Origin of the sequence: Paenibacillus terrigena DSM 21567, assembly GCF_000374845.1 — a bacterium.
Classification (GTDB): Bacteria; Bacillota; Bacilli; order Paenibacillales; family Paenibacillaceae; genus Paenibacillus_K; species Paenibacillus_K terrigena.
Window position 1 is genome coordinate 240,871 of the sequence record NZ_KB895414.1, and the last position, 11,825, is coordinate 252,695.

The window sequence follows — 11,825 nt, forward strand, 5'->3', positions numbered from 1 at the left end:
GAATTCATTGCTTTTTGGCAATCATTTTTTTCCTCTAATTATAACAAGGAGCGTGACAACATCACGCTCCTAAGTTCAACTCAATTTATATCCATTATTTCTTAAAAGTCTCGTCATAGGCTTTATTGATTAGTTCCAGAGCTCGATCAGAGCCAAGTTTTTTAACCTGTGAAATAACTTCCGAATCCCAGGTATCAATGCTTTTCTTACCGATAATCACATTAACCGAAGCTTCCTCTACGTAGGTATCAATAGCCGTTTTGAGGTCGGTATATTCTTTTTTCTCATTCGTATCGCTGAATTTTGCATCAAAGACCGGCTTGCCAAAACCTTTGTTTTCTTCCAAAAATTGTACAGATTTTTTCATGGCAGCACCATTTAATTCAAACGTATTAATAGCCGCTTGATTTACAACGGTGAAAAGGTCTTGGTTGTTTAGCCCCGCATTCTTGATCGTACCATTCGGTGTAGCAGGCGTTTGAAAATCCTTTAAAAATTTAACAGTACCATCAGTATTCTTTTGATAAGATTCGCCTTCGATACCAAATTGCATGGCATCGATACCCTGCGGGCTGTACATCCAATTCAGGAAATTAACCAATTCATCTTTGTATTTCGTTTGGTTTGAAATTACTTTGTAACTCCCTAAATAGCCGCTTAAAACACCGGTACCAACTCTTTTATCGTTATACGCAGGTTGAAGCATCGCCGTAAATTCAAAGCCCTGTGGAATTTTGCTTCCCATTTGTTGAACAATCTCGTCGCCAACTTGTGGGTAGTCAAAGGTTACAAAACCTTTGTTGGTAGCTAAAAGTTCATTCCATTCTTCATCGGTAATCGTAGCAAAGTTTGGATTTAATAAGCCTTCAGAATATAATTTATTCAAGTAAACCAACGTATCCTTGTAGGCTTGGCTTTCTGGACCAAATAAATATTTTTGTTGATCTGGTTCAAGATAGAAAGAGGTGCTCGTTCCTCTAAAGTAAGCTTGGTTGCCAATGAGGTGAGGCGTCCCCCATCTTACAAAATAGGGGTAAGAATCCGGGTACAGTTTCTTCAGTTGAACTAAGGTATTGTATAAATCGTCAAACGTTTCGAACTTCGTGGATAGATTGTTTTTTGCAAAAATATCAGTTCTGCCAAGCATAACTTCGTCGGCACGATATGGCACATCATAAATTCTTGGGAAGCCATAATATTTTCCGTTAGGCGAACGAGTCAGATCCATGGCAGGTGGATATTTTTCTAACATCGCTTTGTAATTATCAAGTTTCCCTGCTTCCATATAAGGCGTTAAATCTAAGAATGCTCCTTGTGGACCATAACGGTCCGCATTATCTCTAGATAACGTAATCAAATCCGGTAGTGATCCAGATGCTAACACAGTATTCAGTTTTTGCGTAACGTCAGCACGGGCTACGCTAATGGGTTTGATTTTAATATTTGTGTACTTTTGAATTGTCTTAAAAATTTCTTCGTCGCCAGTGTATGGGGTATTAGACATAAAAAACCAAGAAACTTCAATTGGTTTTTCGCTAATTTTTTGTTCGGCGGCATTGGGGTCTGAAGTCTGTGACGGCTCTGTGTTTTTAGCAGGTTCGCTTGGCTTGCTACACGCTGTAACTAACAACATCATGGTAGCTAAAAATAAGACCAATAATCTTTTCATGATAAATCTCCTTTTTAGTAAATTTTATGAATTACCCTTTAATTGAGCCAACCATAAGACCCTTAACAAAGTACTTTTGTAAAAAAGGATAAATACACATAATAGGAAGGGTAGTAATGACAATGGATGCCATTTTTAAAGATTCCGTTGCCGAGTGATTTAATGCAGTATAAGCGTCTTTTTCGCTTGGATTGAAGGTTGCAGCTACCAGAATACTTCTTAAAATCATCTGCAAAGGATACTTTTCAGTGTCATTTAAGTAAAGCAACGCATTGAAATATCCATTCCAAATGCCAACAGCTGTAAATAAACCGATGGTTGCCATGATTGGCTTGGAAAGTGGCAAAATGATCTTTATTAATATTTGAGGATCAGTAGCCCCATCAATGTAAGCAGATTCACTTAGGCTTTCCGGTATATTCCTAAAGAAGGATCTCATGAGAATAATGTTCCATGCGGACAACGCTCCCGGAAGAACCATAACCCAAATGGTGTCTAATATACCCAGGGACTTATAAGCCAAATAGGTTGGAATCATACCGCCACCAAAAAACATGGTTATAAGGTACACCTTGGAGAGAAATGAACGCATTTGAAACTTATCTTTGGAAAGTGGATATGCTGTTATAGCTGTGAAAAATAAGGTGAAAAACGTTCCAAGCGCAGTATACACAATCGTGTTTTTATATGCCGTAAAAAAAATAGGATGGTTTATCATGGTCTTGAATGCACCTAGGTCAAAACCTTTTGGAAAAAAAGTAACTTTCCCCGCAATGACTTCTGCGGGATCGCTAATAGACACAGACACAACATAAACAAAGGGATAGAGCATAGCTAGTACAACAATAGCCAAAATGACGTACACAACGGAAAGAAAGACCCGATCTCCCAATGGTTCTTTGATTCTATAAGGACTCTTTTTCATGACATCACCATAAACTTTCCTTTAGAAGTTTTCTGGAAAAATAGTTTGCTCCAAATACAAAAACAATGGAAACCAAACTGTTAAACAACCCAATCGCACTTGAAAATCCATAATCTTGGTCGATAATACCTTTACGATAAACATAAGTAGAGATAACATCGGCAACATCATATGTGGCAGGGCTATACATTAACAGAATTTTATCGAATCCAACGCTGATAATACCGCCAATGGATAAAATTAGCAAAGTAATGATGGTTGGGCGGAGGCTGGGCAGGGTGATGTGAAAAATCTGTTTAAACTTAGAACAGCCATCCATCTTAGCCGCTTCATACATTTCTGAGTCAATCCCTGTAATAGCCGCCAAGTAGAGTATGCTGGAATAACCAATCTCCTGCCAAATACCTGAGCCAACATACAAGCTTCTAAAGAAACTGGATTCGTTAAAAAATTGGATCGGCTCAACACCGAAATTGGCTAACAATTCATTTACAATTCCAGTACCACTAAACATGGATTTCATAATGCCCACGATGACAACAATCGAAATAAAATAAGGTAAATACGTAGCGGTTTGAATAAATCTCTTCATTTTGGGATGTATCACTTCGTTAATCAACAAAGCCAGAATAATAGGTGCGGGAAAAGACCAAAGCAAGTTAAAAAGACCTAGAACAAACGTGTTTTTTATAATTCTAAAAAAGTTTGGATCATTAAAAAATCGAACAAAGTTGTCAAATCCAATCCATTCAGAGCCTTTAATTCCTAAAAACAAACTGTAATTTTGAAAAGCAGTTACGATACCGACCATAGGATAATAAGCAAACAAGGCAATCATGATTAACCCTGGAAGCGACATCAGTAAGAGAAAGCGGTTACATTTCCAATCGTAATTTAACTTAGAAATAAATGACTTTTTAGATATTTTTTCGATAGTCGTCGACAAGAGTTCACCTCATCCCCTATTTTTGAATCGTTCGAACTGCTTGAGTCCCACCCATTCGCTGCACTCGATACCCTTGGTTGGAAGAACTCCTTTCGCGTATGAAGGTCGGCAGCCGTACCAGGTCCTATCCCCATTTTTAGTCAATTGCATGCCAAGACACCCCCCTTTCTTAGATGTAAGCGGATTCACGTCATGTCGTGAATATCAATGAATCCATGTCATGATTAATACTTAAATCTTACTCTCCCGCCAATGTGAAGTTAATGACATTAATTTAGATTTCTTGATTTATTTTACGAATTATTCCGTAACAATAAATTATATCATTGCGCTTACTCCGTTAATCCTTTTCCCCAGACCCTTGACGCCAGTTTGCTCTTTATAAAATTGTGAAAGATATGCTCGTCTGATTTCTAATCTGAACGTCTCTTGTGCAGGAATGATTGTCTTCATTCTGGATTCCACATTAAAACAGCGCTTCCAATGTGTCTCTACCGAGTTCGTTATCAGCCTCCTAATTAATCACATTTTATGGGTTTTTGATGTAGAAAAATACTGCACTCAGCAACGATTTCTGCACTCTATCAATGAAATTCATCGCAATGAGTGAAAAAAAAGAAAAAATAAAAGGTCAGCCAGAATTGGCTAACCTTTTAGCGCGATGTCCCAATGAACTTGGGCTTCAATATGCAGCTGATAGAATGCAAAAATGGAGGGCTGATTAGATCAACTCTCCATCCTTGTCGCTGGTTAGAACAGACAGCTCCCGGTATAAAGGAATAACAACGCGAACCGTCGTCCCCACACCCAATTCGCTCTCGATCGTGATACCGAACGATTCTCCGAATTGCAGCTTGATCCGTTCATTCACATTTCGGATTCCATAACCAATACTTTGACCTTCAGATCCAAATATTTTACTCACCGTCTCCTCGCTCATCCCGACGCCGTTATCGATGACTTTCATGACGATGGTTCCTTCTTCCTGATAGGCGATGATCCGGATATGAAGGGGCTCTTCGGACATGGCATGCTCCAAGGCATTTTCAACGAACGGCTGTAAAATCAGCTTCACTGTATCGTATTCCAAGACAGAGAATTGAATGTCATAGCTGACATCCAGCCTGTCGACATGCTTTATCTTTTGAATGCCAATGTACGAGCGGACCTGCTGAATTTCCTCACGAATCGGGATGATCGATCTCCCCTGATTCAAGGTCAGACGATAGAACATGGCCAGCTCTGTGACCATTTGGTGGAGCTTCTCCGTTTCGCCTAAACGCGCGAGTCTGCTAATCGAAGATAATGTATTGTACAAAAAGTGCGGTTTAATTTGAGCCTGAAGTGCATCCAGCTCGGCTTCTTTCTTCTGCAAGTTGCTGATGTAGACCTCCTGAATGAGGTCTTCTATATTCTCAGCCATTTCATTAAATGCTATGGCAATTTGCGCAAACTCATCCGAGCCAGAATATTGGACCCGCTTCGCAAAATTCCCTTCCTGAAAGGCTCGGAGTGAGCGAACAATCCTGGAGATTTGCTTCGAAAACGTATTCGATATAATCGCGCTGATCACCACGAGTACCAAAAAACTTGCTAAACAGACGAGTAGTGTAACATTCTTTACTTTCTGCGCAGCATGTTCCAACTCCTGAAGCGGAACAAGCGCCATAATACGCCATTTTGTTCCGTCGATGGGCTCATGAATCTGCATATAAGCTTCCGCCTCAGATTGCCAATGCTGCGGGAGCGGATTGCTCCTATTCTCGTATACAGTTTCGTTCTGCTCGTTGATCACGGCGAAATACCCTGGGATGCCATCTCTGCTGTCGCTATAATTCAGGTTTCCAAATAAATCATCCATTTTGACGGTAATCCGCATCGTACCAATCGGCTTAATGGTCTGGAAATCCATCATCTTTCTAAGCCAAGAAACATTCCCAAATTTCGAATCCGAACCAACCTGCATCCATATGGAGTCTACAGGCATGTCGTCAAAACTTTTCACCCAATCCAGCTGCTCCATTCGAAGATAATGAATCAGATTATACCGTTTGCCATCCAAGAGTGGGTCTTCACCGGTCTCTGTATTATAAATTTCCGGTAAGCTTTCATTATGCAATAACAAATCAATCACGACGTTATTCGGAGACAAGTTCAATGCCGATTCCAGCTTTGGAATGATCTTATCCTTAACGGTCTGATAACTTTCCAAGGGCTCATACCGTTTGTTGAATGCCCGCTGCAGCGACTGGTCCAGATAAAGCTGATTATCGACCTGCTCTACCGTTTTCATTCTTCTCTCAACATTATCGTTAGCCTGCTTTAACGTGCTTTTCACATTTTGAACCGTCTGCTCTTTTACATATTGTACAGAGGTATTATAAGCGTAATAACCGATCGTAATAACTGGCACGATAACCAGGAGCATATAAGATGCCATTAGTTTATATCTGAAAGTGAACCGTTTCATGGTTGACCACGGCCTTGTTTACGATAATCGACCGGCGGAAGACCGAAGCTTTGCTTGAAATGTCTGCTGAACATCGTCAGATTCTGGTAACCTACCAGGTGCGCCGCTTCAAATATTTTCAATTTCGGGTCCTGAAGTAATTCCCGCGCTTTCTCCATCCGTTTCTTCGTGACAAAATCACTAAACTGTTCATCGGTTACCTCTTTGAACAAATAACCCAAATAGTTGGGTGAAAATCCGAACAGCTTGGCTACATTCCTGAGTTGCAGTGATTCTACCAGATTCGCTTCAACATATCTTTCAATTTCATCAATCAGCTTCCGGTTCGGATTTTTCTTCTTGTTATGCAGATGCTCAGAAACCTCATACAATTGCTTACGAAGCCACGACTTGATGTCGTCAATCGTCTCAAAATCGTACAGTATGTTCAAATTTTTCAGTTCGATGCTTAATAGGTCATATAGACTGACGTTCAGTGATTGCAGGAAAAAATCCGTTTTGGAAACGACATACAACGCAAAATTATAAACTGATAACTTGTCCTTCAGGCGTTGCACCAATTCGAAAAGCTGTTCCAAGCTGTCATGAATGCGTACAAGGTCATAGTTCGCTGTGGCCTCAAACATCTTGTCCATGATCTGCTCCAGGTTAAGCGATGTTTGAACGATCTCGCCCGCCGTTTGCTCCTGCGTGATGACCCGACATTTGCCGATGAACATTTTCGTTGCAAGCGCCTCTCGGGCTTGTAGGTAGGACTCAGGGGCGTCTTGAAGGGAGGCGACCTCTGAGCCCAGTCCAACCGTAATGGTCAAATTGGAATGGTTACAGACATGTTCAACCAAAGACTGCATCGCTTCCGCAGCATTGAGCCTTGCAGCGTTAATGACGATGACAACCTTATCATCACCTGTTTTACAATAAATCCCCAGCTGCCGGTCTTGAAGATAATCACTAATCAACCGAAATCCATGATCGATGGCGAATCTTCGCTGATCATCTGAAAACGCCTTCAACTTCCAGGCCATGTCATCCATTTCGATAATACCAACGCAGCATGGTCCGCCATGCCAATAGATTCCGCTTCTCTCATAAAGTCTGTACAGGGTGCTATAATCGATCGTCCGCCGAAGCCACTGATACATCATTTCATTCTGCAACAGCGGAATCGATGAGTCCAGTTGCTCTTCTTTCTTCATTTGTTCCTGTTCGTACTTCAATTGCTCTCTGACAAGCTGCAGCGTGTTCAGCAGCTCTTGATCATCCACAGGTTTTAGAATGTAAGAACTGGCATTCATCGCAATCGCTCTTTTGGCATATTGGAAATCCTGATGACCACTAATAAAAATGATTTTCAAATGGGGAAGCAAGCTTCTGGCCTGCTCGGCCATCTCCAATCCAGACATAATCGGCATCTGGATATCGGTGATCAGAATATCAACTGGCTGTTCACGCAACAGGTTCAAGGCTGCCCCTCCCCCGTGTACAGCACCAACGATCGCCATGTCAAGCTGCTCCCAAGGGGTAAAACGCTGCAATACTTCCAAATCTAACTGTTCATCATCTACTAGCAATACGTTATATATGGCAATCAGTCCTTATAAAAATGTATAGAGTATACTATAATAGTATACTCTTCCATTCGACAATTCTGTAGGTATTTGTTGCTATTTGTTACTATTTGTTACTATTTGTCGTTTAATTATAATCAGATTATCCTGCCACTTCTTCTGAACATGTTTCAGCATTAACTTCATTACTCCATTCACTATAACCAGCAACGTTTTTAGCCCTTACCTGTACCGTATGACTGGAGCGCGGTGAGAGACCCGTTTGTGAGAAATCACTAGTAATATTGCTAATAACACTGCCATCAAACATCATGTCATATTGCAGCGCTCCCGGTGATTCATCCCATTTCATATTTAGAATGGATTCATTTTCTGCCGCGACTGTCAAATTTTCTGGAACGGGAGGGATTTGAGGAAATTCTCCAGAACCAAACATAAACCAGTTCAGTTTGCACAGATCGTGATTCGCACCATGGAACACAAGATATACCTTTTGAATTCCAGTAACTTTTGTTGTAAGATCACTCTTCACATTGACATACTGGTTGATATCACCTGTATTGGGAATAGGAAATGTACTTATTACATGACCATCAATGCTGTCAAGTCTTACCTCTATCGTACCTCCAGTGAATGAACTTGCTACTCGTGCATTAAACCATGCTGCATCACCAGCACCAAAATCGACCTGATCATATTGCAACCAATCTCCGTCTTTCAGATTAGATATACTTAGATCATATTCACGGTTTGCATCATCACTTGTCCATTCTGTTTTGGCGTTGATTTGCAGTTCCTTATCGGATACAAACTTTTGATCATCATAGCGCTCCGCATCAATCTTTCTATTGATACCGAAGAGGTTTCCCTGATTTTCTGTCGTTGTTAATTCAAAGGAATCTACATCTACATATCCGCCAAGCTTGATGGTTGCATACTTGAAAATACCGAACCTCATTCCGACATAGGTTCCATATTGCATATCGTATCTTCCACCAAGTCTTGTAAAGTGGATGCCGTCTATACTATAGGAAAACTCCATTCGATATTCGTTTCTTGGCGTCTCAGCTCTGAACCATACTTCTTGAATGCTTTTGGGTAAGGTCAGGACTGCATGCTCAATCGAATTATCGTTAATCACGATCGACTGATGACCTTCTTCATATTTCATTCCGATAAAAGTAAATTCTTTTTGCATCAAACATAGACCCGCTACATCACCATTCGCCATATGACTCACATCGAGCTTCACGGTCCCTACACAATCCGGCCCAACGACGCGTTGCGTGAGCGTATTTCTGGCATAGGATAAATTATCGGTCACACTTGATGTATGCAGCCGCATAAATCCTGGTCTTTCTTCAAGACTCCATTTCCTGTTATCCGGATTGTGATTCCATTGCCACTGTAACCCTAATTTATTCGCGCTAAAATCATCCGAAGTTGGGAGTGCCTTAGGTTCAACATGCTCTACATTGGGTATGTTAGGGTTTCTATACGTAACAACGGCTTTTTCACCATCTACCTGTCCCATGTATGGCCAGCCATTCTTCCATGTTACTGGCTGCAGTGTAGGCACTCTTCCAAGTTTCGATCGATCTTGGAAAATGATCGCCCACCATTCTGAAGTACCATCCTCCTGAGGAACATCAACAATTCCCCCTTGATGAATACCATTACCCCAGAAATTCATAAAGCTTGTCATAATATCTTCAACTTCATAAGGTCCATTTGCTAAATCCTTTGTTCGAATGGCAACTTCTTTTTTGGAGCCATGCTTCCAAATCGGCGTCGTTAGAATATAGTAGAAACCATTAATTTTGTATACATGAGCTCCCTCATTATACCCATTGTAACGATGACCGGGAACTGGATAAGCATAAATCATCTTCCCGTTTCTTTTGGCACCAGCTTCTCTTTTAGAGATGATAGATAATTGGCCTGTTACTTCATCTACGATCTCTAACTCACTCAGATAGAGTTCTCCTTGTCCATGCACGACATAGATTTTCCCATCATCGTCAAACAATAATCCTGGATCATAAAGTTCGTCTTCCAGTTTATACAGTGTCCATGGACCTTTTGCGCTATCTGCAATACTTACATATGCAGAATCTCTATTGATATTAAACATAAGATAGAATTTATTGTTATGATATCTTAAACTCGTTGCCCACGGACCTTCATCATAGACATCACCATTGATAAGGTCGTATGGGTCACCTTCCATGCGATCCACAGCATAACTTTCATATGCCCAAGTCACTAAGTCTTTGGAACTCATAATGGGGCATCCTGGGAATAAATGCATACTGGTTGATGACATATAATAGGTGTCGCCAACTCTTATAATATCATTATCCGGATAGTCACCCCACATGATCGGATTTGTATAAGTACCATTCCCATTGTCAGCAATCCATCCATTGGTAGGAATCATTGTAGGAGTTGCAGGATCTGTAACTTCTCTTCTCATCGTTCGTAGTACCTCCATTTTTTAGGAATCACGATATTACGCAATAGGCAGAAATATATCAAAAAATGTAAGAGTATACACCACTAGTATACTCTTACATTCGACAAACCTGTAGTTATTTACCGTTTATTTTATTCAGGTTATCCTGCCATTTCTTCTGCACGAAATCGAGTACTTTAGGGAAACCAAGCTTCTGCATTTCTTCATTCGTCTTGGTCAGGATCGACTCTACTTCCGCGTCATTCTTGGCATAAATCATGGTGGAGAACGCTTGATCAAACATATCCTTCACCGACTGTAGAATAATGCCTTCTTCAGAGTCCCCTTGCGGGTCCGTATTCGCAAAGGCTGTAATATCCATAGACGTCTTCCAACCGAAGTTCACCTGCTGCTGCGTTTGGAAATCCTGCTGCTCTTTAGGAAGAAGACTTTCTCTGGCTACTTTGGCTAGATCGACCCAAGTTGCATTTCCGGCCATCATGTTGTCGGAAATGTGCATCTTGTCCAATTCTGCTTTGTCCATCGTTTTGTATTTGTCATTAGGGATTGGAATTCCGTTCTCGTCCTTCGTATCCCATAGGAATCCCGGAGGTCCAAACCAGAGAACTGACTGCCCCTCGTTGCTTGTCGCCCAATCCAGATAAGCGAAAATTCGTTCAGGATCTTTCGCATTCTTCGTAATGACGATTTTGCCGCCGCCTTCTCTACCGGTATAGTTAGGATAAATTTTGTTCTTGTCCAAACCTTCTTTGTGGATTGGCCAAATAAATTCATATCCACCATCAGGATCTTGTGCGCGGAGCGTAGAGTTCGGAACACGCGCTCTGCCCGATAAGTTCGCACTAATGGAAACAGCTACTTTCCCTTGGCTAAGCTTCTCTATCATTTGATCAGCCTTTTGAGTGAACACGTCCTGTGTCATCAGCTTGTCGCGATACAATCGGCTAGCGAACAGCATAAACTCTTTGAAAGCAGGGTCTTCCGTAATTGGCTTCAACGTGTTGCCTTCCGGATAGAACATTCTGCTCGCAAAATACGGCGTGCCGTTCTCTTTAAACGCGGAATACATCATCTTGATATCGTATGGAGCGCCGACTTCAAGCGGGATTACATTCGGATATTTTTCTTTCACTGCACGCAGATAGCTCTCTAATTCAGTTAACGTCTCCAGCTTCGGCGAGCCCATTTCTTTATAAATTTTGCGGTTGATGCCCCAACCGCCGTTCCCGTTCATATGATCGCCACCAACATACCATTCCGGGAAGACATACAGCTTGCCGTCTTCCGAGCGGTTAATATTAATGATCTGGTCACCAGCAGCCTTCTTCAAGTTCGGATATTTGTCGAGATACGGATCAAGCTCCACCAATTGGCCTTCACTGATTAACCTATCCAGCTCGGGTCCGGGACTAAGCGAAATCACTTCAGGCAGCTCGCCGCTGGCATACATGGCGTTAAATCGTTGTTTGGCGTTGCCGTTCGTTGGAAGATAATTGATGGATACCTTCTTGTTTTCCTGAATCCACTTGGTAGTAACCGTCTCTCCCCAAGGAGCAGGCTGCCATCCGTCATCAAAGTTGTACATCGAAAACTCTAGCGGTTGGTCTTGGCTTGCAGTTTCTCCGACTTTACCATTCTCTGTTGCAGCTTTGCTCTCGTCTTTATCGCTTCCGCAGCCAGATAACAGTGTACTGACTGATAGAACTGTAACCAATAAACAGGTCAGCCATTTTTTCTTGTTCATTGTTTCGATTACCCCTCTCGAACAATC

At 41.5% G+C, this 11,825-nt stretch carries 8 protein-coding genes; 1 reads left to right on the plus strand and 7 read right to left on the minus strand.

The window, feature by feature from the left end; all coding sequences use genetic code 11:
- Positions 1-94 precede the first annotated feature (94 nt).
- The 3 genes from C558_RS0109040 to C558_RS0109050 all read right to left on the minus strand — a co-directional run bounded on the left by C558_RS0109040 (position 95) and on the right by C558_RS0109050 (position 3,540).
- The gene (locus C558_RS0109040) at positions 95-1,669 is read right to left on the minus strand and encodes an extracellular solute-binding protein (RefSeq protein ID WP_018755942.1); all 1,575 of its coding nucleotides are present in this window, start codon (positions 1,667-1,669) and stop codon (positions 95-97) included.
- A 31-nt stretch (positions 1,670-1,700) separates the two neighbouring features.
- A complete protein-coding gene (locus C558_RS0109045) occupies positions 1,701-2,522 on the minus strand; it encodes a carbohydrate ABC transporter permease (RefSeq protein ID WP_245583767.1) in 822 nt (273 codons plus the stop codon).
- A gap of 76 nt (positions 2,523-2,598) precedes the next feature.
- The gene (locus C558_RS0109050; protein ID WP_018755944.1) at positions 2,599-3,540 is read right to left on the minus strand and encodes an ABC transporter permease; all 942 of its coding nucleotides are present in this window, start codon (positions 3,538-3,540) and stop codon (positions 2,599-2,601) included.
- A gap of 587 nt (positions 3,541-4,127) precedes the next feature.
- On the opposite strand from C558_RS0109050, the gene C558_RS34220 reads away from it, so the two are divergent.
- A complete protein-coding gene (locus C558_RS34220; protein ID WP_169445335.1) occupies positions 4,128-4,265 on the plus strand; it encodes a hypothetical protein in 138 nt (45 codons plus the stop codon).
- Here the strand turns inward: C558_RS34220 and C558_RS30755 are convergent.
- The 4 genes from C558_RS30755 to C558_RS0109085 form a co-directional block, all read right to left on the minus strand.
- Positions 4,262-5,980: a sensor histidine kinase gene (locus C558_RS30755; RefSeq protein ID WP_051106853.1), complete on the minus strand. Its 1,719-nt coding sequence runs from the start codon at positions 5,978-5,980 to the stop codon at positions 4,262-4,264. The genes C558_RS34220 and C558_RS30755 overlap by 4 nt on opposite strands.
- A gap of 26 nt (positions 5,981-6,006) precedes the next feature.
- Complete coding sequence (locus C558_RS0109075) at positions 6,007-7,581, minus strand: response regulator (protein ID WP_083927133.1); 1,575 nt, start codon at positions 7,579-7,581, stop codon at positions 6,007-6,009.
- Between the two features lie 139 nt (positions 7,582-7,720).
- A complete protein-coding gene (locus C558_RS30760) occupies positions 7,721-10,054 on the minus strand; it encodes a family 43 glycosylhydrolase (RefSeq protein WP_018755949.1) in 2,334 nt (777 codons plus the stop codon).
- A 115-nt stretch (positions 10,055-10,169) separates the two neighbouring features.
- Positions 10,170-11,798, minus strand: coding sequence for an extracellular solute-binding protein (locus C558_RS0109085; RefSeq protein WP_018755950.1), 1,629 nt, complete (start codon positions 11,796-11,798; stop codon positions 10,170-10,172).
- Positions 11,799-11,825 lie beyond the last annotated feature (27 nt).